This window comes from Maribacter sp. Asnod1-A12, assembly GCF_045063735.1.
Classification (GTDB): domain Bacteria; phylum Bacteroidota; class Bacteroidia; order Flavobacteriales; family Flavobacteriaceae; genus Maribacter.
In genome coordinates this window covers 4,186,853-4,210,306 of sequence record NZ_JBEFNZ010000006.1, presented here as the reverse complement: position 1 = coordinate 4,210,306, position 23,454 = coordinate 4,186,853, and the positions used below count along the sequence as shown (strand labels likewise).

22 protein-coding genes are annotated in these 23,454 nt (G+C 35.5%); 11 read left to right on the top strand and 11 right to left on the bottom strand.

From position 1 onward, the window contains the following. Positions 1–26: 26 nt before the first annotated feature. Genes ACJJVP_RS18005 through ACJJVP_RS17985 form a run of 5 tightly spaced genes read right to left on the bottom strand, consistent with a single transcriptional unit; the run spans position 27 to position 6,175 of the window. On the bottom strand, positions 27–1,298 hold the full coding sequence (locus ACJJVP_RS18005) for an adenylosuccinate synthase (RefSeq protein WP_405415988.1): 1,272 nt from the start codon (positions 1,296–1,298) through the stop codon (positions 27–29). Between the two features lie 25 nt (positions 1,299–1,323). Next, entirely contained in the window at positions 1,324–1,794 is a 471-nt protein-coding gene (locus tag ACJJVP_RS18000) for a Fur family transcriptional regulator (RefSeq protein WP_036153368.1), read from the bottom strand. A gap of 50 nt (positions 1,795–1,844) precedes the next feature. After that, the gene (locus ACJJVP_RS17995; protein WP_405415985.1) at positions 1,845–4,049 is read right to left on the bottom strand and encodes a RelA/SpoT family protein; all 2,205 of its coding nucleotides are present in this window, start codon (positions 4,047–4,049) and stop codon (positions 1,845–1,847) included. 44 nt (positions 4,050–4,093) lie between these two features. Then, the gene (locus ACJJVP_RS17990) at positions 4,094–5,326 is read right to left on the bottom strand and encodes a M48 family metallopeptidase (RefSeq protein ID WP_405415982.1); all 1,233 of its coding nucleotides are present in this window, start codon (positions 5,324–5,326) and stop codon (positions 4,094–4,096) included. Positions 5,327–5,371: 45 nt separating this feature from the next. Then, complete coding sequence (locus tag ACJJVP_RS17985; protein WP_405415980.1) at positions 5,372–6,175, bottom strand: TrmH family RNA methyltransferase; 804 nt, start codon at positions 6,173–6,175, stop codon at positions 5,372–5,374. 87 nt (positions 6,176–6,262) lie between these two features. Between ACJJVP_RS17985 and ACJJVP_RS17980 the strand changes: the two genes are divergently transcribed. The 10 genes from ACJJVP_RS17980 (at position 6,263) to ACJJVP_RS17935 (ending at position 13,543) form a co-directional block, all read left to right on the top strand. Then, a complete protein-coding gene (locus ACJJVP_RS17980; protein ID WP_405415979.1) occupies positions 6,263–7,057 on the top strand; it encodes a hypothetical protein in 795 nt (264 codons plus the stop codon). 100 nt (positions 7,058–7,157) lie between these two features. Next, positions 7,158–7,397, top strand: a complete 240-nt coding sequence (locus tag ACJJVP_RS17975; RefSeq protein WP_036153379.1) for a MoaD/ThiS family protein — start codon at positions 7,158–7,160, stop codon at positions 7,395–7,397. After that, positions 7,397–7,813, top strand: coding sequence for a molybdenum cofactor biosynthesis protein MoaE (locus tag ACJJVP_RS17970; RefSeq protein ID WP_405415976.1), 417 nt, complete (start codon positions 7,397–7,399; stop codon positions 7,811–7,813). The genes ACJJVP_RS17975 and ACJJVP_RS17970 overlap by 1 nt, the downstream gene beginning before the upstream one ends. A 181-nt stretch (positions 7,814–7,994) precedes the next feature. Continuing rightward, a complete protein-coding gene (moaA, locus tag ACJJVP_RS17965) occupies positions 7,995–8,978 on the top strand; it encodes a GTP 3',8-cyclase MoaA (RefSeq protein ID WP_405415975.1) in 984 nt (327 codons plus the stop codon). Next, a complete protein-coding gene (gene moaC, locus ACJJVP_RS17960; RefSeq protein ID WP_405415972.1) occupies positions 8,978–9,451 on the top strand; it encodes a cyclic pyranopterin monophosphate synthase MoaC in 474 nt (157 codons plus the stop codon). The genes moaA and moaC overlap by 1 nt, the downstream gene beginning before the upstream one ends. Then, positions 9,435–10,028, top strand: coding sequence for an NTP transferase domain-containing protein (locus ACJJVP_RS17955; protein ID WP_405415971.1), 594 nt, complete (start codon positions 9,435–9,437; stop codon positions 10,026–10,028). The genes moaC and ACJJVP_RS17955 overlap by 17 nt, the downstream gene beginning before the upstream one ends. Beyond that, a complete protein-coding gene (gene moeB / locus ACJJVP_RS17950; RefSeq protein ID WP_405415970.1) occupies positions 10,025–11,098 on the top strand; it encodes a molybdopterin-synthase adenylyltransferase MoeB in 1,074 nt (357 codons plus the stop codon). The genes ACJJVP_RS17955 and moeB overlap by 4 nt, the downstream gene beginning before the upstream one ends. After that, entirely contained in the window at positions 11,082–11,858 is a 777-nt protein-coding gene (locus ACJJVP_RS17945) for a sulfite exporter TauE/SafE family protein (RefSeq protein WP_405415968.1), read from the top strand. Before moeB ends, ACJJVP_RS17945 begins: the two co-directional genes overlap by 17 nt. Positions 11,859–11,923: 65 nt before the next feature. Beyond that, positions 11,924–13,114: a molybdopterin molybdotransferase MoeA gene (locus ACJJVP_RS17940; protein ID WP_405415966.1), complete on the top strand. Its 1,191-nt coding sequence runs from the start codon at positions 11,924–11,926 to the stop codon at positions 13,112–13,114. Positions 13,115–13,135: 21 nt separating this feature from the next. After that, positions 13,136–13,543 (top strand): hypothetical protein, encoded by a 408-nt coding sequence (locus ACJJVP_RS17935; RefSeq protein WP_405415963.1) that lies wholly within the window; start codon positions 13,136–13,138, stop codon positions 13,541–13,543. Between the two features lie 80 nt (positions 13,544–13,623). On the opposite strand, the gene ACJJVP_RS17930 is transcribed toward ACJJVP_RS17935, so the two are convergent. From ACJJVP_RS17930 to ACJJVP_RS17920, 3 genes are all read right to left on the bottom strand, one after another. Further along, a complete protein-coding gene (locus tag ACJJVP_RS17930; protein WP_405415961.1) occupies positions 13,624–14,916 on the bottom strand; it encodes an amidohydrolase family protein in 1,293 nt (430 codons plus the stop codon). Positions 14,917–14,955: 39 nt separating this feature from the next. Continuing rightward, complete coding sequence (locus ACJJVP_RS17925) at positions 14,956–17,910, bottom strand: amidohydrolase family protein (RefSeq protein WP_405415959.1); 2,955 nt, start codon at positions 17,908–17,910, stop codon at positions 14,956–14,958. A 174-nt stretch (positions 17,911–18,084) separates the two neighbouring features. Further along, positions 18,085–19,152 (bottom strand): DUF3810 domain-containing protein, encoded by a 1,068-nt coding sequence (locus ACJJVP_RS17920; RefSeq protein WP_405415957.1) that lies wholly within the window; start codon positions 19,150–19,152, stop codon positions 18,085–18,087. A gap of 68 nt (positions 19,153–19,220) precedes the next feature. On the opposite strand from ACJJVP_RS17920, the gene ACJJVP_RS17915 reads away from it, so the two are divergent. After that, positions 19,221–20,666: an aminoacyl-histidine dipeptidase gene (locus ACJJVP_RS17915; RefSeq protein ID WP_405415955.1), complete on the top strand. Its 1,446-nt coding sequence runs from the start codon at positions 19,221–19,223 to the stop codon at positions 20,664–20,666. Positions 20,667–20,726: 60 nt separating this feature from the next. On the opposite strand, the gene ACJJVP_RS17910 is transcribed toward ACJJVP_RS17915, so the two are convergent. From ACJJVP_RS17910 to ACJJVP_RS17900, 3 genes are read right to left on the bottom strand one after another with little or no spacing between them, the layout of a single operon-like run. Continuing rightward, positions 20,727–21,866, bottom strand: coding sequence for a peptidylprolyl isomerase (locus tag ACJJVP_RS17910; protein ID WP_405415953.1), 1,140 nt, complete (start codon positions 21,864–21,866; stop codon positions 20,727–20,729). 10 nt (positions 21,867–21,876) lie between these two features. After that, positions 21,877–22,428: a gliding motility-associated peptidyl-prolyl isomerase GldI gene (gene gldI / locus ACJJVP_RS17905; RefSeq protein ID WP_405415951.1), complete on the bottom strand. Its 552-nt coding sequence runs from the start codon at positions 22,426–22,428 to the stop codon at positions 21,877–21,879. After that, positions 22,425–23,441, bottom strand: coding sequence for a bifunctional oligoribonuclease/PAP phosphatase NrnA (locus tag ACJJVP_RS17900; RefSeq protein WP_405415948.1), 1,017 nt, complete (start codon positions 23,439–23,441; stop codon positions 22,425–22,427). The genes gldI and ACJJVP_RS17900 overlap by 4 nt, the downstream gene beginning before the upstream one ends. Positions 23,442–23,454: the final 13 nt, after the last annotated feature.

The window sequence follows — 23,454 nt, the reverse complement described above, 5'->3', positions numbered from 1 at the left end:
AACAACCTGTCTTAGCCGATATACGCCTATCTCAGAATTGTTTGAGTTCTATCTGGACCAACTGAAACAATCTTAATTGGCACTTCTAATTCTTTTTCTAAAAAGTCAATGTACTCGTTAAGTTCTTTCGGCAATTGGTCTGCTGAAGTCATTTTAGTTAAATCTTCTTTCCAACATGGGAACTCAGTGTAAATAGGAGTTACATTTTCTGGTTCTATGTTATATGGAAAATGAGTTATGGTTTTACCCTTATACTCATAGGCAGTACATACTTGTAGGCTATCAAAACCAGAAAGTACATCACCTTTCATCATATTTAATTGTGTAACACCGTTAACTTGACAAGCATATTTTAATGCTACAAGGTCTAACCAACCACAACGGCGAGGTCTACCGGTTACTGCGCCAAACTCGTGACCTACTTTAGCCATTTCTGCACCAACTTCATCAAATAATTCTGTAGGGAAAGGACCTGAACCTACACGTGTGGTATATGCTTTGAAAATACCAAATACTTCTTTTACTTTATTTGGAGCAATACCTAAACCTGTACAAGCACCTGCAGCAGTTGTATTAGATGAAGTTACAAAAGGGTATGTTCCAAAATCTATATCTAATAAAGATCCTTGAGCGCCTTCTGCTAATATAGTTTTACCTGCTTTAATAGCTTCGTTTAAATACTCTTCACTATCAATAAAAGTTAATTCTTTTAAACGCTCTACGGCATCAAAAAATTCTACTTCCATTTCTTCTAAGTCATACTGTACATCAACATTATAGAAGCTGATCATAGCCTCGTGTTTGTCTGCCAAATGACGGTACTTTTCTTTCCAAGAATCCAATTCTAAATCTCCAATACGCATACCGTTTCTACCGGTCTTGTCCATATAAGTTGGACCAATACCTTTTAGTGTAGAACCAATTTTTGCTTTTCCTTTAGATGCTTCGGATGCGGCATCTAATAAACGGTGTGTTGGTAATATTAAATGTGCTTTTCTAGAGATAATAAGTTTAGCCTTGTAGTCTATGTTGAACTGGTCTAAGCCTTCTAGTTCTTTTACAAAAACAACTGGATCGATAACAACACCGTTACCAATAACGTTCATTGCTTTTTTATGAAAAATTCCGGAAGGAATAGTTCTAAGAACGTGTTTAATACCATCAAATTCTAAGGTGTGACCAGCATTTGGACCGCCTTGAAAACGTGCAATAATGTCGTAATCTCTAGTTAATACATCAACAATTTTTCCTTTTCCTTCGTCACCCCATTGTAGGCCTAACAATAAATCTACTGCCATCTAAATTTTATATACTTGGTTAGTTTTATTTAATTTCTTTTTTGCCTGCGTTTTTAGCAGGAGTATTTTTAGTCCCATAAAAATATAGGGAATGCGTATTTATGGTTATGTCGAAAACTTCTTCTATAGTTTTTTTAATAGACTGTATTCTTGGATCACAAAATTCCATGACCTCACCGGTATCCGTTAGTATAACATGGTCATGCTGACGATCAAAATATGATTTTTCATATTGAGCCTGATTCTTTCCAAACTGATGCTTACGTACCAATTTGCAATCTAAGAGAAGTTCAATGGTGTTGTATAAGGTAGCCCTACTTACACGATAGTTTTTATTCTTCATTTTAATATAAAGAGACTCTATATCAAAATGTTCATCACTTTCATAAATCTCTTGAAGAATAGCGTAACGTTCTGGGGTTTTTCTATGTCCTTTGTCCTCTAAAAAGGCGGTGAAGACGTTTTTTACAATTTCTTGATTTTTATCAGAAGACATATTTACTACATTAATACACAAAGGTACAGTTAAATTTTAATTTCCTTTTTCTAAATACGAGTAACTTTATCAATACCGTTGATGTTCATAAGATTATCGGTCAATTTTTTCAATACAGCTTTGTTTTTGACCACTACGGTAATCTTACCTTTAAAGGTGCCACCATCAGTGCTGAAATTTAAATTACGCATATTTACGTGCATAATATCAGATATAACTTCTGTAATATCATTTACAAGTCCTAAGTTATCTATACCGGTCATAACAATGTCAGCTTGGTATTCTTGTTGCGATGAATCTATCCATTTTGCACTAATAATACGGTAGGCATAGTTAGACTGTAATGAAATAGCATTTGGACAATTTTTTTTGTGCACCTTAATTCCTTCAGAAACACTTACAAAGCCAAATACTTCATCACCAGGTATAGGATTACAACATTGCGATAGCTTGTATTCTAGTTTTTCTTCTTCCTTGCCAAAAACAAGCATGTCATACTTAGAAGTGATTTCATCCTTGTTGATATCTTCTTGTGTTGGCGATTTGCGCATTCTGTTCTTAAAGAAACTGATGAATGCATTACTGTAAGAAGATGCAAAGTCTTTGATCATGGTATTGTCAATAGAGCCTATACCAACTCTATAAAACAAATCTAGACTTGTTTTTAATTTAAAGAAGGAGACCATTTTATTAATGGAATCTTCATTGAGCGAAATTTTCTGAGACTTTAATTTTCTGCGTAAAATCTCTTTTCCATCTTCGGCAACAGCTTTTTTCTCTTCCCGTAAAACAGATTTAATTTTTGCCCTAGCTCTAGCTGTAGTAGCATAGTCTAACCAATTTTGATTTGGTTTTGCTTGGTCAGATGTTATGATTTCCACTTGATCTCCGCTTGAAAGTGTGGTGTTCAAAGGAACTAATTTACCATTGACTTTGGCGCCTCTGGTATGCATACCAACTTCTGTGTGTATGTTAAAAGAAAAATCTAGTGGCGTTGCACCTTTGGGTAAAGACCTTAGTTCTCCTTTTGGGGTAAAAACAAATATTTCTTTAGAGTAAAGGTTTAGTTTAAACTCTTCAACAAAATCAACAGCATTGGTATTTGCATTCTCCAAGGCTTCTTGTAGTTTGTTTAACCACACTTCTATACCTTGTTCTTTTTGATCACCGTGTTTGTATTTAAAATGCGCAGCATACCCTTTTTCAGCTATTTCGTGCATACGTTCACTTCTGATCTGCACTTCTACCCATTTCCCTTTTGGTCCCATAACGGTAATGTGCAAGGCTTCATAGCCCGTGGACTTAGGGGAGGATATCCAATCTCTTAATCTAACGGGGTTTGGAGTAAAGTGATCGGTAACTATGGAATATATTTTCCAAGCTAGAAATTTTTCGTTCTGCGGGTCAGATTTGTAAATAATTCTAATGGCAAATTTATCGTAGATTTCCTCAAAAGTTACATTTTGGGCAATCATCTTTTTGCGCATAGAGAAGATAGACTTCATCCTCCCTTTTATAATGTAATTAAGACCTTCTTTTTTAAGTGAATTGTCAATTGTGCCAGAAAATGCATCAATATAAGCTTGTTGGTCTTCTTTACTATCTTCTATTTTATCTTTAATAGAGTTGTAAACTTCTGGCTCTGTATATTTTAAGCTTAAATCTTCTAATTCTGTTTTAATATTATATAGACCAATTCTATGGGCAAGAGGAGCATAGATATACAGTGTTTCTGATGCGATTTTTACTTGCTTGTGCTCTGGCATAGAATCCATGGTGAGCATGTTGTGATATCGATCTGCAATCTTAATGATAATTACACGTACATCATCATTTAAGGTTAAAAGCATTTTTCTGAAATTCTCTGCTTGTTGAGAGATGTTCATGTCTTTCTTTAAATGCGAAATTTTAGTAAGTCCGTCAACAATACGCGCCACGGTTTCACCGAACATACGGTCAATATCATCTAAAGTGTACTCGGTGTCCTCAACTACATCATGTAATAGGGCAGAGGCTATGGAAACGGCATCAAGTCCAATTTCAGAAGCTACTATTTTTGCTACTGCTATTGGATGAAAAATATAAGCTTCGCCAGATTTTCTTCGTTGCGTTTTGTGTGCATCAACAGCCACCTCAAAAGCGCTTCGTATTAGTTTTTTATCATCATCTGTCAATGTTTGATAACTAATTCGGAGTAACTCTTTGTACTCTTGAGCTATAAGCTTATTTTCCTCTTCTATCGCTGCCTGTGTCATACTAGATTAAAAATAAGATAATCTTATATGATGCACAACAAAAATTATGCCTTTAAATTACGTATGCGATCGATTAACGGTGGGTGAGAATAGTGCATAAATACATATGCTGGGTGCGGCGTAAGGTTGCTAAGACTGTTTTTTGATAGCTTTTTCAAAGAAGTGACCAATGGTAAAGCTGCGTATGTGTCTTTAGCATAGTCATCTGCCTGGTACTCGAATTTTCTTGAAAAATGATTCATTAACAAGCCTGTTATTTCTGAAATGGGACTATATAATATTCCAAAACCTATTAAGGCTGCGTGAAAACTAGGTCTGTCTACACCTATTGCCAATGAAACTTCTGGGTTATTAATAAATAATGATAGTAACAATAGCATGAATCCTGTAAGCAGAATTGAAGTTGCTAGATTATATATGATATGCTTTCTTTTGTAATGACCTATTTCATGAGCCAATACGGCTACAATCTCTTCCTCTTCTAAATCATTAATTAGAGTATCATATAAGGTTACTCGCTTTTCCTTTCCAAATCCTGAAAAATAGGCGTTGGCTTTTGTTGATCGTTTAGAACCGTTAATTACAAATATGTTTTGTAGATCAAAACCTACTTGTGCAGCGTAGTTTTCAATTTTTTCTTTTAAACTACCAGCTTCCAAAGGTTCTTGCTTATTAAACAACGGTACAATTAGTTTGCTGTAAAACACATTCATGAACAGCGTGAATGCTGCAACTAATGCCCACGTATACAACCAAAAGTTCGTGCCTGCCCATTGAAAAAACCAAATGACCAAAGATAGAATTCCACCACCTACAATTATGGTCATTGTCCATTGTTTTAATTTATCTAAAAAGAAAGTTGATATCGTTGTTTTATTAAAACCAAATCTTTCTTCGATTACAAATGTTTGGTAGTAAGAAAAAGGAATATTGATAATATCGCTTCCGATCATAATGATACCGAAGAAAACCAATGCTTGTATGATAATGTTATCGCTCTGGTTTTGTGCAATGTTATCGACAAAGGCAAATCCGCCAAACAATAAAAAGGTTAGAATCAATAACAATGAAAATACCGATGTAAAAACACCAAATTTATAATTGGTGAGTTTGTAGGCTTGAGATTTTTCATATTCCTCTGTATTATAAACATCGTTTAAATCCTCAGGTATAGGGTCTTTAAATCGCTGTGCGTTTAAGTAATTCATTACCGTAGCAAGTATAAACTCCGCTATCAAAATGAAAAGAATACAATAAAAGACGAATGTATTATCCATATAGTGTAGTTGCAAACGAAAACGGTACTATAAAAAGTATATGTTTTACTGGTTTATTTTTCGCTGACGCTTGGCTTCAAAGATAAGTATTGCCGCAGAGACCGAAACGTTCATGGAATCTATCTCACCTTCCATTGGTATAATTATGTTCTGTGTGCTGTTCGTAAGCCAATCTTCACTTAGTCCAGAATGTTCGGTTCCTACTACTATTGCTGTGGGTTCTTTATAATCAACCGTCGTATAATCTTTGGATGCCGATAGTGCAGCGCAAAATATCTGAAATCCTTCTTTTTTTAAAAAGGATATAATTTCTGTTCTGCTGCCTATTTTAACATTCCTTGAAAAAATACAACCCACACTTGATCTTATAATATTGGGATTATATAAATCGGTTTTTGGATTGGCAATTAAGACAGCATCTAAATTTGCAGCGTCTGCCGTTCTTAGCAGTGCACCTATGTTGCCTGGTTTTTCAGGTGCTTCTGCGATTAACACTAGCGGATTTTTAGTTTTGAATTTTAAAGACGAGAGCTCGTGGTCTTTACTCTTCGCAATAGCAATGATGCCCTCCGTAGTGTCTCTATAAGCTAATTTCTTGTATACATCTAGTGTTACGGAAATGAGTTGATCACTTTTAAAGGACTGTATTATAGCTGTGTTTTCTAAAATGGTTTCGCAGAATAGAATGGTATCTATAACATACCCTGCATTGCTCGCAATCTGTAATTCACGCAGCCCTTCTAAGACAAAAAGACCTGATTTTTTGCGCTCCCTAGATTTTTCTTTTAATAGTAAAATCTTCTTTATCAGTGGGTTTTGGGCGCTACTTATGTGTTTTGTTGCTTGCATGAAATACAAAAATAGTTCAATTTAGTAAGTCTCTTGTAGTTTCTCGACTAACGGATTTCAAAAAACAATAAATAATCAATTGAAATTATGAATAAATTTTACCTTTTAGTTTTAGCCTTGGCAATATTTTCATGTAAAGAAGCTCCTAAAAAAGAAACCATTACAGAAGCTGCTGAAGAAGTGGCTGCACAAGTGAATTTAGATAAATATCCTGCGGAATTAAATAAAGTATTTGAAGCTCATGGCGGATTAAATGCTTGGAAGGGATACAAAACGTTGAATTTTGAAATGCCTAACGAGAAGTTCAACGAATTACAGACTATTGATCTTCATAAAAGATTCGATAAAATTTCTACCCCAGCATACACAATTGGTTATGATGGTGCTGAAGTTTGGCTTTTAGATAACACAGGTAACTATGAAGGTAAGCCTAAGTTCTATCATAATTTAATGTTTTACTTCTACGCAATGCCATTTGTATTGTCTGATGACGGAATAAAATATGAAGAAGTTGATGATTTGGTATATGAAGGAGTTTTATACCCAGGTTATAAAATTTCTTATAATAGTGGAGTAGGGGCTTCTTCTACAGACGAATACTATATTCATTATGATGCAGAGACTTTTGAAATGAGATGGTTGGGTTATACGATGACGTATTTTAGTGGTGAGCCATCTAAGAAAATTAATTGGATCAATTATAATGATTGGGTAAAGGTTGATGCCGTTTTATTGCCAAAATCGATTACATGGCATAAAGTTGAAGAAGGTGAAGTAAAAGGACCGGCTAAAACCGTAAACTTTGAAAATGCTACGCTATCTACAGAGGCTAAGCCAAACGGTTTTTATTCTAGACCTGAGAATGCTGTAATTGTGGAGTAAGGAGTTTCTCAAAATCATATAATTTTTTTAAAATAGGTGCCATTTTTATGGCACCTTATTTTTTATACCTAACTTGGAATTTATCTAATTCTAATGGGATATGAATGTACTTTTTTTTGGCATAACAAAAGATATCGTAGGTAGCTCTGAAATTAATTTTTCTGATGAATTTAAGCCTGTAAATGTTGCCGAACTTAAAAAACAACTGATTGATTCTTATCCTGAATTTTCAAAATTAAATTCATTGGCTGTAGCTGTTAATAGTGAATATGCGGATGATAATGTAACATTAATTGGCAACGAAGAAATTGCCATTATACCACCAGTAAGCGGAGGCTAATGAAGAAAGTAATTGAGATAGTCGATGAAATTGATACGGCTAAGGTATATGCTGAATTAAGCGATGCCAATAGCGGAGGAATCTGTGTTTTTGTAGGTGCTGTACGTGAGTTTACAAATAATGAAGAAGTAGTTGCTTTGGAGTTTGAAACTTATAAAACGATGGCGCTCAAAGAAATGGAGAAAATTGCTGACAGCGCTCTACAGAAATGGTCATTGAATAAAGTGGTCATGAGACATGCGGTTGGTGAAAAGGGTGTTGAAGAACCCGTTGTGGTTGTAGGTGCATCATCTGCACATAGAGATGCGTGTTTTGAAGCCTGTAGATTTCTGATCGATACTCTTAAAGAAACCGTACCTATCTGGAAGAAAGAGAAATTTAAGAATAAGACCGTGTGGGTTTCGGCTCATCCGTGATTTTTGGAAAAGAGAAGTTAGAGGAAAGAGAATAGAATATAGAAAAGAGATAATAGAGTAAAGAAAATAGCAAATAGAGAAGAGAAGTTAGAGAAGTTAGAGGATAGAGAATTTGAACTTGTGTTTGTGTTTCATTTTTGAATTTGTATTTGTTTTTTGAACTTGAACTTGTATTAAGAATATGTTAGTAGACAACCATAATAGAGCAATTAATTACTTGAGATTGGCGGTTACAGACCGTTGCAATCTTCGTTGTAATTATTGCATGCCAGAGGAGGGAATCAATTTTGCTAAAAATGACAAATTGTTTACCATTGATGAGTTGGTGAAATTGAGTGAGATTGTGGTTTCTCAAGGTATAGACAAGATACGTATTACTGGTGGCGAACCTTTTGTTCGTAAAGATTTAATGGTATTGCTAAGAAGCTTATCAAAGTTAGAGGGACTTAATGATATATCTGTTACTACGAATGCGACTTTAATTGGCCCGTATATTGATGAGTTGAAAGAACTGGGCATTAAAAATATTAATGTGAGTATGGATGCCATTAATCGTGAGACTTTTGAGCGTATTACACGCCGGGATCATTATGATGTGGTGTATAATAATATGATTCGCTTAATAACCGAAGGATTTAATGTTCGTATTAATTTCATTGCTTTAGATGGTCAAAATACAGATGATATTCTACCTATGTTAGAGCTTACAAAGCATTATAATGTATCAGTTCGGTATTTGGAAGAAATGCCTTTTAACGGTGGGTCTAAAGAATTTCAAACTATAAAATGGGATTTTAAAACCATACTTGAACATATTAGAAGTGAGCACCCAGATTATTATAAATTAGAATCACCAAAAACATCGACTTCCATTAATTATAAAATTCCTGGTTACAAAGGGACTTTCGGGGTTATTCCTTCATTTAGTAGAACTTTTTGTGGTAGTTGTAATCGGTTAAGAATTTCAGCGACCGGTGATGTTATCACTTGTTTGTATGCCAAAGCAAGTGCTAATTTAAGAGATATTATGAGAGCTGATGATGTGGAAGAAAATATTAAAAAAGAAATTTTAAAAGCTGTAGGCAGTCGTGCTAAAACTGGTTTTGAAGCACAAGAAAAATATAAAGACGTATTTAGTAATTCAATGACTTCAATAGGAGGGTAATGCAAAAGAAATTATCACATATAGATGAATCTGGGAATGCTACTATGGTAGACGTTTCTCAAAAAACAGCTTCAGTACGTACCGCAATTGCTAGTGGAACTATTAAGTTTCCATCAGAAGTTTTTAAATCATTATCTGATCAAGATTTTGTGGGCAAAAAAGGAAGTATTGTACAAACAGCTGTTATTGCAGGCATACAAGGTGTAAAGAAAACATCGGAATTAATACCCTTATGCCATCAAATAAATCTGTCTAAAATTAATGTTGAAATTGAACCGGCATTAGATTCGTTTCAGATTACTTGCACTGTAAAGTGCAATGAAAAAACAGGAGTAGAAATGGAAGCCTTAACCGGTGTTTCTATAGCTGCCTTAACTATTTATGATATGTGTAAGGCTCTTTCGCAAGACATCATTATCGGTGCAATTCAGTTAGAACAAAAAACAGGAGGGAAGAATGATTTCCAAAGATAAGATATACGGTTTAGTACTTTCAGGAGGTAAAAGCACTAGAATGGGAGAGGATAAGGGTTTAATTACGTATCATAATCTTCCACAACGTGAGCATTTATACCATTTGTTGAATGAAGTCTGTGACCAAACTTTTCTGAGCATCCGTAAAGATCAAGAGAAAGAAATTTCAAATTCATTTAAAACTATAGTAGATAATGATGAATTTCGTGGACCATATAATGGATTGCTATCAGCACATAAAGCTCATCCTGAAGTTGCTTGGCTTGTTTTGGCTTGCGATTTACCGTTAATGGATAAAAAGGCACTTCAAGAATTAATAGCAGCAAGAAACTCAGATAAAATAGCTAGTGCATTTGCCGATGCTGATGATCCTTTACCAGAGCCACTTTGTGCTATTTGGGAACCTGAAGCTTTACAAAAGTCTGTTGCTTATCTAGAAGCGGGTAATGGTTCTTGCCCTAGAAAATTTCTGATAAATTCAGATGTGAACTTGGTGTTTCCAAAAGAGAAAGAGGTATTGCTCAATGCGAATTCTAGAGCAGAGTATGAAGAAGCGCTATTAAAAATAGCACCATGAACGAGGAACGTTACCTAAGACAAATAACTTTAGGCGGATTTGGAACTGAAGGGCAACAAAAATTAAATCAGGCAAAAGTACTTGTAGTAGGTGCTGGCGGATTAGGAATTCCTGTCTTAACCTATTTGAACGCTATGGGTGTTGGTACTTTGGGTATTGTTGATGCTGATGTAGTTTCGTTATCTAATCTTCATCGTCAAGTTTTATTTACTGAGACTATGGTAGGCACTCCCAAAGTTGAAGCGATTAAGAAACAGTTGTCAGCTCAGAATTCTACAACCAATATTGAGATTTACAAGTCTTATTTAACAACCGCCAACGCACTTGATATTATTAAAGATTATGATATAGTTGTAGATGCTACAGATAATTTTCCCACTAGATATTTGATTAATGATGCTTGTGTAATAGTTAACAAACCCTTTGTTTATGGGGCGCTACACGCTTTTGAAGGTCAAGTAAGTGTTTTTAATTACAAAGGCGGACCAACATACCGTTGCTTGTTCCCAACCATGCCGTCGGCAGATGCAGTGCCTAACTGTAATGAGAATGGCGTTTTGGGTATTTTGCCTGGTATTATTGGTAATCTACAAGCTTTAGAAGTGGTAAAGGTTATTGCGGAAATAGGCGAGGTGTTATCAGGTGTTTTATTACTGTTTGATACACTTAGCCAGCGTATGCAACGAATGAAATTTCAATTGCAATATGGTAACAATGAGATTAAAACATTAGCTTCTAGCTACGAGTTTGATTGTGAACTTCCGCTAAAATCAATTGAGTCCGGTGAACTTCAAAAATTGCTATCAAGTAACTCAATTGAACTTATAGATGTACGAATGGATAAAGAGTTTCAGAGGCAACATTTAAAAGAAGCCAAGCATATCCCATTGGGTGAAATAATTGATAGGGTCGCTGAGGTTAATTTAGAGAAAACGGTTTATGTAATTTGCCAGTCCGGTATTCGTAGTAAAAAAGCAATAGTAAAATTGCAAGAATTATTTCCGGGTAAAGACTTTGTTAACGTTACGGGTGGTATGAACCAGATGAAAAATTATGTTGATACCAATTGAGCAACTAATTATACTATGCATTGGTTTTTTTATCATTGCTACACTTTATTCTTCTGTAGGTTTTGGTGGTGGCTCTAGCTATTTAGCATTATTAACGCTATTTCTAACTAGTTTTTTTGAGATTAGATCAATTGCATTGGTTTGTAATTTAGTAGTTGTTTCCGGTAGTACGTTTCTGTATTTTAAAAATGGTCATGCAAAATGGAAAGATTTTTTACCCTTTGTTTTGGCTAGTATTCCGTTGGCATATATAGGAGCTACATTTCGTTTAAAAGAGAGTGTATTTTTTATGATTTTGGGATGTTCTCTTATTCTATCAGCATTGTTCTTGGCAGTTCAAACCTTTAATATAAACCAATCTAAAAAAGAGGTTGAAGATTATCCTAATTATTTAAGTTATGTATTGGGAGCGGGAATTGGATTCTTGTCTGGATTAGTAGGGATTGGTGGAGGAATTTTTCTTGCTCCGATTTTAAATCATTTACGATGGAATAAAGCCATCAAGATAGCCGCTCTAGCAAGTTTCTTCATTTTGGTAAATTCTGTATCGGGGTTATTTGGGTTGATAACCAGTAATTCATTGTCATTACCATGGCTAGAGACTATTTGCTTGGTTCTAGCCGTTCTTCTTGGCGGACAGTTAGGTATTCGCATCAGTCTTAAAAAACTTTCGGCAAACGGTATTAAAAGGGTTACTGCTTTGTTGGTGTTTGTAGTGGGTATTAGAGTCTTGTTGGTAAATGGACTCGGGTTATTTTAGAAGTTTAAAATAATTAGCTACAATTCTTCAAGGCTATAGTTTGTAATAGTTTTACCTTTAATTCTATGATTACATTTAAAGAAGCATTTCAGAAAGTGTTGGACCATCCCCTTGATTTGGGAACGGAGAATGTTTCACTTTTAAATAGTTTAAATAGAATATTGGCTCAAGATATTTTTGCTGATAGGGATTTTCCTCCATTTGATCGGGCAACCAAGGATGGTATTGCAATTCAGTTCTCAGATTTTGCTAATAATGGTCATTCTTTTGTTGTTGAAGGAGTTGCTGCCGCTGGTGAAGTTCAACAAGTTTTAAAAGATAAAAGTAATTGTTTGGAGGTGATGACGGGTGCTGTAGTGCCTGAAAATTGTGATACTGTTGTTATGTATGAACACATCACTATTGCAGATAACAAGGTTACAATTAACGAGAAGGTCAAAAAAGGTCAGAATATACATTATCAAGGTAGTGATGAAAAGGCTGGTACGCTTCTATTATCAAAAGGAAAAAAAATTACTCCTGCGGAAATCGGAGTGATGGCTACGGTCGGGAAAGCTACGGTTGAGGTTATGGGTAATCCTAAAATTTGCACTATTGCTACTGGTAATGAATTGGTAGAGGTAAGGGATATTCCAAAGCCACATCAAATTAGAAAATCTAATATGCTGACAATTGAAGCAGCATTAATAAATTCTAAAATTGAAGCAAGTTCCCTTCATTTATTGGATGATAAAGCAATTATTAAAAATGAATTGGAAAAAGCATTAACTGAAAATGATGTACTATTGTTAAGTGGTGGAGTATCAAAAGGAAAGTTTGATTTTATCCCGGAAGTAATGGAATCATTGGGTGTAGAGAAAGTTTTTCATAGAGTATTGCAAAGACCAGGTAAGCCATTTTGGTTTGGAATTCACTCAAAATTGAAAACGGTTATTTTTTCTTTTCCAGGAAATCCGGTTTCTACATTTGCCAATTATCATCTCTATTTTTTACCATGGTTGCAGGTCTCTTGGGGACTACCATTAGAAAATTCGTATATTAAGCTAAGTGTGGCAATTAAAATAACACAGCCGTTAACCCGGTTTATTCAGGTGGGTACTGAAATAAAAGAAGGTATATCTTGGGCAACGCCCGTAGTCGAAAATGGATCGGGAGATTTAACAAGTTTAGTAAAAGCTGACGGTTTTGTTTGCCTAGAACCAAGAAGTACGGATTATGAGGTAGGGGAGGTTGTGCCATTTGTAAGAACCAGATAGTAATCAATTAAATTTTTCTATATGAATCCAGTAGTAAAGAATATTTTGGCGGTCATAGCCGGAGTAGTTGTTGGTAGTATTGTAAATATGGGAATTATTATGATTAGTGGTTCCATAATTCCACCACCTGAGGGTGGTGACATAACAACAATGGAAGGGTTGAAGTCCACAATGCATTTATTTGAACCCAAGCATTTTATTTTTCCTTTTCTTGCCCATGCTTTAGGAACTTTAGTTGGTGCCATTGTTGCAACTAAAATTGCGGCAACAAGAAAAATGCTCATGGCTTTAATTATTGGCTTGTTTTTTCTAATTGGTGGTACTGCAAATATTGCTATGTTGGGCGGACCAATGTGGTTTACCGCTTTGGATATTATTGTGGCTTATATGCCAATGGCATATCTAGGCTATATGCTTGGTAAGAAATAATTACAGCATTTTTGTAAATGAAAAAGAGGCTGTCTACAATTGTAGACAGCCTCTTTTGATATGTCAACTTATAAAAATCACTATTCTCCTTCGTACTTGCCCATATAGCGTTTCCAAAGCTCAGTTTGGTGTGTTTCTAATGAAACTGTTCTACCATCAATAAAAACATGTGTTAATTGATTTCCTGCCATTTCTAAAGCATCACCTTCAGATATGAAAAGTGTGGCACTTTTGCCATTCTCTAATGTTCCGTAAAGATCATCTATACCTAAAATCTTGGCAGTATTACCTGTTAATAATTGAACGGCTACTTCTTTGTCCAAACCTTGCTGTGCTGCTTGACCTGCATAGAAAGGTAGGTTTCTAGTTTGAAAGTTTACCGCATCTGAATTTTGAATTCCTACTAATAAACCCGCATCTACTAACAACTTGGGTAATTTATAAGGTAGATCATAATCATCATCATCAAATACAGGCAAGTTGTGTGTGTACTGAACCAAAACAGGAATGTTATTGTTCTTTAAAAACTCAGGAATTTTATAGGCATGATAACCACCAATTAATACAACCTCTTTAGCGCCATTAGACTTTAAAGTGTTGATTGCATCTATGATTTGCTTTTCATCATCGGCATGCACATATAATTTTTGGCTGCCATCAAATACTCCTTGCATTGCTGCGTAAGCTGGGTTTACTTCTTCAGGGGTAGATTTACCATATGCAGCGGAAGCCTTCAAAAATGTAGCTACGGCCTCTGTTTGTGAAGTATAATCCTTGTTAGGGTGATATCCTGGGTCTTCGCCTGCCCACCAACGACCTTGCTTAAAAGTTGCAGGCCAGTTTAAATGAATCCCATCATCTACTTTAATAGCGGCATCTTCCCAGTTCCAAGCATCAAACTGTACAATACTTGATGTACCTGAGATTCTACCACCAGACGGTGCAATTTGTCCAATCAAAATTCCATTAGGTCGCATGCTTTCTACCACTTTAGATTCTGCATTATACGCGATTAAACTTCTAACATGTGGTATGAAATCTCCTATCTCGTCTTCATCCTTAGATGCTCTTACGGCATCGATTTCAACAAGACCTAAAGTTTTTGCAGGGGCAATGAAGCCTGGGTAAACATGTTTGCCCGTAGCATCTATTACTTTGCCTTTTCTGGCAATTCTCATTTTAGAGTCGCCTACGAAAGTAATTTTACCATCTTCAAACATGATAAGTGAGCTTTCAATAACTTCCCCATTACCTAAATGCGCGGTGGCACCTTCAATAGTAATAGCTTCGGTTTGTTTAGAACCGGGTGTTTGTTGTGCCAAAGCTGGTAGAACCAGCGCTAAGGCTATGATTATGGTTATAAATTTTTTCATTTGTATTGTTTTATATTTTAAGAAATGCAGTTTGTTGATTTAAAGGCTTTCACAAGTGAAGTCTCTTTTTACACTCTGTTTAGGACCTTGAGTTTTTTTACCACTACTTTTCTCTTTAAGCATCATGGTGACCAAATCATTTCTTTCTTTTTTGATTTTCTCACGGTTTTTCTTGTCCGTTTCTAAATCAAAATAAGTAACACCTTCAATCATTGTTTTTTCTGCTTTCGTATAAATAGATAGTGGACTACCAGACCATAATACCAAATCTGCATCTTTCCCTTCTTTAATACTACCTACACGATTATCTAGATGTAAAAGCTTAGCAGGATTAATAGTAACCATTTTCCAAGCTTCTAATTCTGTCATGCCACCATACTTAATGGTTTTTGCAGCTTCTTGATTTAATCTTCTGATCATTTCGCGGTCATCACTATTAATTGCCGTAACAACACCTTGCTGTTGCATGATAGCAGCATTGTAAGGTATAGCGTCGTTTACTTCAAATTTGTATGCCCACCAGTCGCTAAAAGTACCGGCACCAACACCATGTTCCGCCATTTTATCGGCTACTTTGTACCCTTCTAAGATATGAGTGAAGGTATTAATTCTGAACCCAAAGTGTTCAGCAACTTTCATCATCATATTGATCTCGCTTTGTACGTAAGAGTGACAAGAAATAAATCGTTCTCCGTTTATGATTTCAGCCAATACTTCCATTTCCTCATCATAACGGTAAGGCTCACCGTTTTTCTTTTTGGTGTCATACTCTTTTGCCCTTTGAAAATAGTTCATGTATAACTGTTCAACACCCATACGTGTTTGTGGGAAACGAGAGAAGCTGCCCCAGTTACTTTGTTTTACATTTTCACCAAGTGCGAATTTGATGAACTTAGGTGAGTTGTCATATATTAATCCGTCTGCTTCTTCGCCCCATTTTAATTTCAATATGGCAGATCTACCACCAATTGGGTTTGCAGAACCATGTAGTAATTGTAGAGATGTAACACCACCTGCAAGAGAGCGATAAATACCCATATGTTCTGGGTCTACCACATCTTCCATTTTTACTTCGGCAGAACTGTTTTGACCAGCTTCGTTTACGGCTAAAGCTGCAATATGACTATGTTCGTCAATGATACCCGCAGTTAAATGTTTGCCTGTAGCATCAATAACTGTTGCGCCACCAGCGTTTAAATCTTTTCCTATTTTGACAATTTTTCCATTTTTAACAAGAACATCGGTATTTTCTAAGATACCAGCATCTTCACTTGTCCATACCGTAGCATTTTTGAACAATGTGTTTTGTGCTTTTGGTTTTGATGCGAATCCGTACCCTACATTAGGGAAGGTAACCGGCATTACTTTTATTGTTTTGTCCTCGTCTTTTTTCTCAGCTTCTTTTTCTGTGAAAGATTTGGATTTGGTTGCCGTGAATTGCGACTCCGTACCATCAGGTAATACCAAACGACCAGTTATATTGTCCGATGCTTTAGTAACTGCACCTATCATTCTATATGTTTTTTCACCTTTATCTGTCGCAAATGATATAGTTACCCAATTGTCATTATATGCTATTTTAGAGGATAATTTTGAAGTGTCTTGTTTTACCTCAATTTTAGGTTTAGAGATTTCTCCTGTTATAGAAACATCATAAGATTTTCCTTGAACGGTTAAGTTGTAATCTCCACGAATGTCTTTTGAATCCATTGAATTAACAACACTTTTTGTGCCTTGAACCCAGTTTTCATATAGTGTAGTAGATTTATCAAAAACATCACCTGAAGTAATTAAGAAGTTGGCAAGAGCACCTGTTTTTAAAGAACCTATTTCATTTGATTTACCTAATATTTGCGCAGGTACGGTAGTTAAAGCTTCTAACGCTTTGGTAGGGGAAAGTCCGTATTCAATGGCTTTCATCAACTTCGCTTTAAATTTAGCCGGTGATTTTAAATCATGGGTAGTCAGTGAAAACTGAATTCCGTTTTCTGCCAATACCTTTGGGTTAGAAGGAGCTTGGTTCCAATAACGCATATCTTGTAAAGAAACATACCCTACGGCATACGGATTAGAAACATCGTAAGCATCTGGAAAGTTAAGTGGTAAAATGAATTTTGCATTGGTAGCTTTTATTTCTTCAATACGCTCAAATTCATTACCGCCACCTAAAATGGTGTATTGTATACCATTGGCATCTCCAATTTTATCTGCACGTAAATCATGGGATTTATCTTTTGCTTCAAAAATTTGAACCAAACTTTTATTCTCATTAAGTGCTTCTAAAGAAAGGTCTGTAGTAGACGCATTGTCATTAGCATACCAGTCGGCATCACTATACATTTGTCTCAATAGCGCCAATGTTCCCATTAATGAACCAGGATAAGATTGCCCTTTGGCAATACTTCTGCTTAAAGAAAAATACTGTGCAGAACGGTCATCTAAAATTCTGTTTGCATTGGTTCCGTTTCCATTTAGAGCAATAAGCACACCGGTACCTCTGGCAATACCATCTTGAATGTGAGAGTTAACCACACCAAAACCAGCTTCACGAAGTATTTTGGCTTCCTTGTCATCATAAGTGAATTTCTCAATTGCTTTGTTTTCTGGCATGATATGGTCGTTCCAGTAATACCCCTCTCTAGAAGGTTCATATTGAGTAGATCTGCCTCTGCCTGGTTTTTTCTTTGCTTGTTCTACTCCAAACTTAGAATACACATCAATGAAGGAAGGGTAAATAGATTTTCCATCTAAATCGATAACAACAGCATTTTTTGGAATGCTAACGGAACTTGAAGCGCTAACTACTTTACCGCGTTGAATTAATAATGTTCCCTTTTCAATTACTTGTGTTGGGGTTACAAAGATTTTTGCATTCGTAAAAGCCGTGTAGTTGTTATTGTTGACTTTTACCCCAGCGTTTTCTGGGAAATAATCTTGTGCAGTTAATAATGAGCCATACCCGAGTAGGCATAGCGCAAAAAATAGTTTTTTCATTATGTTTGGTTTGAATTAGTGTTTTAAAAATACTCGGATTCTACAGTAAATTCGGTCTGTTTCACTTTTCTTTAACAGTTGAATTGGCAGTAATTGAGAATATCCATTATTTTCTTAAAATATTATAGGAAAGACTAATATATCGCTTTAGGATTGCGAAGTTCTAAGCCTATTTTAAAGTGGATGGTCTTTGTGATAGGCTACTAAAAAGAGTACTACAGCGCTATAACTTTTAATTCCTTCTTTTTGATTATTAGCTTTTAGGAACGTATCAAAAACAGATTTAAATACGGGTTCCATAGGGTTTTCATAAGAGTTCCAAAAAATAGCCATTTCTTGAAAGTTGCTTTTAACACCAGCGTTTAGCTGAAGCATTAATCTGTCGAAATCTTTTTTGTCCGATCGTCTAATATCATTTAGACAATAGCCTAAGCCATAGGCATAAGCTGCATATTTAAAATAGTCATCTTCGTTATTAGAAGTAACCAAATAACCTATAAAGTTTGTTTCGTTTTCTGCGGAATATCCCAACTGATGACCAACTTCATGACCTGCAACAAAGGGAAATCTAAAGTTGGGCAGTAAATCGTTTACTTGAGCTTCGTTGGTAAACGGATTTAAATATCCGGCGTAGCCCATATATGTTAAGCCAGTACTGAATAATGATTTTTTAATGCTTGGTCTATCGTAAGCTAAAAATGGATGTATCGTTTTTAAATGGTCGTAACCTTGAATTGTTTTATTGAAAATCTCCTTTTGAGAATACGGAATTTTGACTGCTAAACTTGAGTCATTTGTGATAGTTACCTGTGTTTCGTTCGTTTTTTGAATTAACCGTTCTGTGAATTCAAGTAAGTCTTGATAATCTTTATTAGGTGCTAATTCCAATTTTTTAGCTAGCGGTTCCCTATAATAATTCAAACCCCACATCACATGAAATGTGAAATAAGCGACGGACAGTACCATGGCTACATTTTGTAAAAATTTCAGTTTATTTCGCCAAATGTATTTTCTGTTTTTAATTAGGTAAAGGAGTGCAAGTACTATTAACACGAAGTAAATAATATCACCTATTGAAAAGGGTATCCATCCCAATAGTAGTCTAAAGAATTTAGAAATTATAGGATATAATCCGTTACTATAATATTTTTCAACTAAGTCTGACCGCGTACCTAGCCATTTTACAATAATGATTTGGGGAATCAATGAAATTACAATGGCATTCTTTAAAGATATCTTCATTATCTCAAAAATAGCGAAATCCTTTTTCTATCAGTATTTTTGCAGGCACTAACCATGAAAATAATAGTATGGATATAAATAAATTAGAGCCAATCTCAGTTTGGAAGAATTTTTCTAGATTGAATGCGGTGCCCAGACCTTCTAAAAAAGAGGAAAGGGTCATTAGCTTTATGTTGGAGTTTGGCAATGCTCTTGGTCTAGAAACTTTCTCTGATGAAATAGGTAATGTTATTATAAGAAAGCCTGCCACAAAAGGTATGGAAGATAAAAAAATGATAACGCTGCAGAGTCATTTAGATATGGTACATCAAAAAAATACAGATACCGTTTTTGACTTTGAAACTCAAGGTATAGAAATGTATGTTGATGGTGATTGGGTGAAAGCAAAGGGCACCACCTTAGGAGCTGATAATGGTATGGGTGTTGCCGCTATAATGGCGCTTTTAGAAAGTACAGAAATACAGCATCCTGCTCTTGAAGCTTTATTTACAATTGATGAGGAAACAGGAATGACTGGAGCTTTTGAATTGAAAGCAGGGGTCTTACAGGGTGAAATTCTTTTAAATTTAGATACGGAAGAAGATGATGAAATTGATATAGGTTGTGCAGGTGGTATTGACGTTACGGCAACTAGAACGTACAATGAAAAGGACGGAACTCACGGTGATGCCGGTTTAGAAATTACTGTAAAAGGTTTAAAAGGTGGCCATAGTGGTATGGATATTCATAAAGGTTTGGGTAACGCCAATAAGATAATGAATAGATTACTTTTTTTAGGTCTTGATTATAATGTTCGTATTAGTTCATTGAACGGTGGTAGTCTTAGAAATGCAATACCTAGGGAAAGTGTTTGTAAACTAAATGTTGGAAGAAAGCATGCCGATGAATTCTTTGAAAAGATAAATGAACTTTCTAAAGCCATAAAGGCAGAGTTAAGTGTGCAAGAGCCAGATTTACAAATAGAATTTAAAGATTTAAAACCAGCCAAAAAGGTAATGGGTCTTGGTGCTCAAGAAAAACTGGTTAAAGCTGTCTATGCTGCACACAATGGCGTATATGCTATGAGTGCTGCAATTGATGATTTGGTGGAGACTTCTAACAATATTGCTATTGTAAAGGTTGAAAAAGGAGAAATATCTATTGGGTGTTTAACGCGCTCGTCTGTTGATAGCGCAAAGTTAGATTTAGCTAATTCTCTACGTTCCGCTTTTGGAATCAGTGGTTTTAAAGTTGAGTTTAGTGGAGCTTACCCAGGTTGGAATCCTAATCCTAATTCAGAAATATTAACTGTAGCGAGAGACACCTATATTAATTTGTTCAAAGAAGAGCCTAGGGTAGTTGCTTGCCATGCAGGTTTGGAATGTGGTATTTTAGGACAGAATTATCCTGATGTAGATATGGTAAGTTTTGGACCGACCATTCTTGGAGCCCATTCGCCAGATGAACGGGTTAGCATTTCATCTGTTCAGAAGTTCTGGAGTTTGCTTTTAGAGATTTTGAAGCATACGAATTAAAATTTCAGGTATAAAAAAAGCCCTTTAGTGAAAACTAAAGGGCTTTTTTATTTCTAATAATTATTGGGCTAAGCCCGTAATTTCTAAATCAAATATTAAATCTGCATCTGGTGGAATTGGACCGCCACCTTGTGGTCCATAACCTAAATGAGAAGGAATGAACAAACGAACTTTATCACCAACTTTCATAGTTAAAAGTCCTTCTCTAAATCCTGCGATCAAACGAGATTCTGGAGAATAGTCCATAGGTATTGGCATATAGCCACCACCTTGTTGTCTTTTAATATCGAACATTCCATATTTCTGGGCGATTTCTTCGTAGTTGCTATCAAATAAAGTGCCGTCCATTAAATAACCAGCATACATTACGTTGACTTTCTGACCTACTTTTGGCTTTTCACCAGAACCACTTTCTAAGGTTAATACCTTAAGACCGGAATCCAATGTTTTTGCCTTTGCTTTTTGAGCTTCGATAGAAGAAGCAAACTCAGTTTTTATTTTTTGAACTGCAGCTAATTTTTCAGCTTTCTCTTTTTCAATAGCAGCAAGTCTATCTTCTTCACCATCAAAATAGTCTGTCATTATTTGCACGGCATCAAATTTACGAGCCTCTTTACCATTTCTAATAATCTCAACAGTATTCATAATAACTGGTTCTACAGGTTTGTTACCTGCACCTACAGCAACATTGGCAATAGAATCAACTACATCCATACCTTCTACAACTTCACCAAATACGGTGTGTTTGTTGTTTAGCCAAGGAGTTTCCTTATGTGTGATGAAAAACTGACTACCGTTAGTAGTTGGTCCTGAATTGGCCATAGAAAGAATACCTTTTTTATCATGAACCAAAGAGTCGTTGAATTCATCCATGAACTTATAACCAGGATTGCCTGTTCCTTGACCTAAAGGATCACCACCTTGTATCATGAAATCTTTCATAATCCTGTGAAACGTTAATCCGTCATAGTATTTTTTGTCTTTGTATTCTTCGCTAACGAAAGTATTTGTTCCTTCTGCTAAAGAGACAAAGTTAGCCACGGTAACAGGAGTTTTCTCTTGCTCTAAACGAACAATGATATCGCCTTTAGAAGTTTTGATATCTGCAAATAAACCGTCTCCTAAATCTGCTCTTTTACTGGTTTTGCAGCTAGCTAAAACTAAGCCTATTACTGCAATCAAGTACATTTTTTTAATCATAATGGTCATTTTAATTTACTGTGTTGTCTTCTTGTTTTTCTATTTTTAAAATGGTAATTGTAGATTTTATGGGAATATTACTGCCTATTTTATTTTCATCGCCATGGTAGCCAAATGCTATGGATGAAGGAAAGAGAAAGGTAGCTCGCTCATTTTCTTTTAGCATTTTAACGGCATCTCTAAGTCCTAAGAATAACTCTTGCTTATCAACCTTATAGGTAACAACACCAATTTCTTCTTGAGAATATATAGTGTCATTGTCTAAAGTTAATATGTCATAGTTGAATGCAACTAGATCGTCGGTTTTAGGCGTGTAATCACTTTCTTCATTAACGGTTAGGTAATGGTACCATGATCCAGAGCTGCTATGAGAATAGTGCTTCAAAGAATCTAATGCTATAATTTCTTGAATTTTACTTTCTTCGGCTTCCAATAATTTTCTGCTTCTTTCAATAGACGCCTTAAAAAAACTGCCGCTTTTTGTCTGAATAGGTCTTCTTGGTTCTGGTCCGTCGCAACCTAATATCAATATGGATAAAAATAAAAAAGAAACTAATCTCATGATTGTAATTGATCTTTATATAATGGTAGTAACGATGTAAATTTGGTAATTGTCTCTTCTAAAGTATCATCACTTTTTCCACCTGCTGCATTTGTATGTCCGCCACCACTAAAATGTTGTCTTGCGAAATCATTTACAGAAAATTCACCAACAGACCTAAATGAGATTTTATAAATACCTTCTTCTCTGTTTTCTATAAATATGACGGCAAATTTAATACCGTCCAATGTTAAACCGTAGTTTACAAAACCTTCCGTGTCTCCTTTTTGGTAATTAAAGGTGTCCAGTTCGTCTTGGCTCAACGTAATGTATGCTGTTGAAAATTCTTCTAATATCACCATGTTCTTCAAAGCGCAGCCCAGTAAATGCAGTCTGCTTGGAGAATTGGTGTCATATATACGGTGGTGAATTTCTGTACCTTCAGCACCTTTGTCCATAAGGTCGGCAATGACTCTATGGGTATTACTGGTAGTAGCTGCAAATTTAAAAGATCCAGTATCTGTCATGATACCTGTATATATACAATTAGCCATTTCAGGGGTAATACTGTTTTCATTGCCCAGTTGATTAATGAGTACATAGACCATTTCGCAGGTAGAACTCATTTTTACATCTGAATACATGATTTTAGCGTAATCTGATGGCTCTTGATGGTGATCAACCATTACAAAAGTTGCTTTTGCGGATTCTAGAATATCACTCATTTGACCTACACGGCCCAAATGGTTGAAGTCTAATGTAAATATGATATCAGCATTATTGATACATGCTTTAGACTGTGAATTTTCTTTTTCGAAATTCAAAATTTTATCTGAACCTAGCATCCATTTTAAAAACTTTGGATAATCATTGGGAGCTACAATGCTGGCCGTATGTCCGGTATTGACTAGATAATGCCAAAGTGCCAATGTTGATCCAATGGCGTCTCCGTCGGGGTTTTTATGTGGAATAATTGCTATTTTCTTAGTTGAAGAAAGTAACTTTTTCAGCTCGTTTAGGTGCTCTAAATTCATGGCGGCAAAGATA

Coding starts and splice junctions, on each gene's coding strand:
- ACJJVP_RS17910 (WP_405415953.1), bottom strand. CDS start 21,866: ATGATTAAAAAAATGTACTTGATTGCAGTAATAGGCTTAGTTTTAGCT.
- ACJJVP_RS17945 (WP_405415968.1), top strand. CDS start 11,082: ATGTTGATACCAATTGAGCAACTAATTATACTATGCATTGGTTTTTTT.
- ACJJVP_RS17955 (WP_405415971.1), top strand. CDS start 9,435: ATGATTTCCAAAGATAAGATATACGGTTTAGTACTTTCAGGAGGTAAA.
- ACJJVP_RS17970 (WP_405415976.1), top strand. CDS start 7,397: ATGAAGAAAGTAATTGAGATAGTCGATGAAATTGATACGGCTAAGGTA.
- moaA (WP_405415975.1), top strand. CDS start 7,995: ATGTTAGTAGACAACCATAATAGAGCAATTAATTACTTGAGATTGGCG.
- ACJJVP_RS17980 (WP_405415979.1), top strand. CDS start 6,263: ATGAATAAATTTTACCTTTTAGTTTTAGCCTTGGCAATATTTTCATGT.
- ACJJVP_RS17940 (WP_405415966.1), top strand. CDS start 11,924: ATGATTACATTTAAAGAAGCATTTCAGAAAGTGTTGGACCATCCCCTT.
- moeB (WP_405415970.1), top strand. CDS start 10,025: ATGAACGAGGAACGTTACCTAAGACAAATAACTTTAGGCGGATTTGGA.
- ACJJVP_RS18000 (WP_036153368.1), bottom strand. CDS start 1,794: ATGTCTTCTGATAAAAATCAAGAAATTGTAAAAAACGTCTTCACCGCC.
- ACJJVP_RS17925 (WP_405415959.1), bottom strand. CDS start 17,910: ATGAAAAAACTATTTTTTGCGCTATGCCTACTCGGGTATGGCTCATTA.
- ACJJVP_RS17920 (WP_405415957.1), bottom strand. CDS start 19,152: ATGAAGATATCTTTAAAGAATGCCATTGTAATTTCATTGATTCCCCAA.
- ACJJVP_RS17985 (WP_405415980.1), bottom strand. CDS start 6,175: ATGCAAGCAACAAAACACATAAGTAGCGCCCAAAACCCACTGATAAAG.
- gldI (WP_405415951.1), bottom strand. CDS start 22,428: ATGAGATTAGTTTCTTTTTTATTTTTATCCATATTGATATTAGGTTGC.
- ACJJVP_RS18005 (WP_405415988.1), bottom strand. CDS start 1,298: ATGGCAGTAGATTTATTGTTAGGCCTACAATGGGGTGACGAAGGAAAA.
- ACJJVP_RS17915 (WP_405415955.1), top strand. CDS start 19,221: ATGGATATAAATAAATTAGAGCCAATCTCAGTTTGGAAGAATTTTTCT.
- ACJJVP_RS17930 (WP_405415961.1), bottom strand. CDS start 14,916: ATGAAAAAATTTATAACCATAATCATAGCCTTAGCGCTGGTTCTACCA.
- ACJJVP_RS17990 (WP_405415982.1), bottom strand. CDS start 5,326: ATGGATAATACATTCGTCTTTTATTGTATTCTTTTCATTTTGATAGCG.
- ACJJVP_RS17935 (WP_405415963.1), top strand. CDS start 13,136: ATGAATCCAGTAGTAAAGAATATTTTGGCGGTCATAGCCGGAGTAGTT.
- ACJJVP_RS17995 (WP_405415985.1), bottom strand. CDS start 4,049: ATGACACAGGCAGCGATAGAAGAGGAAAATAAGCTTATAGCTCAAGAG.
- ACJJVP_RS17900 (WP_405415948.1), bottom strand. CDS start 23,441: ATGAATTTAGAGCACCTAAACGAGCTGAAAAAGTTACTTTCTTCAACT.
- moaC (WP_405415972.1), top strand. CDS start 8,978: ATGCAAAAGAAATTATCACATATAGATGAATCTGGGAATGCTACTATG.
- ACJJVP_RS17975 (WP_036153379.1), top strand. CDS start 7,158: ATGAATGTACTTTTTTTTGGCATAACAAAAGATATCGTAGGTAGCTCT.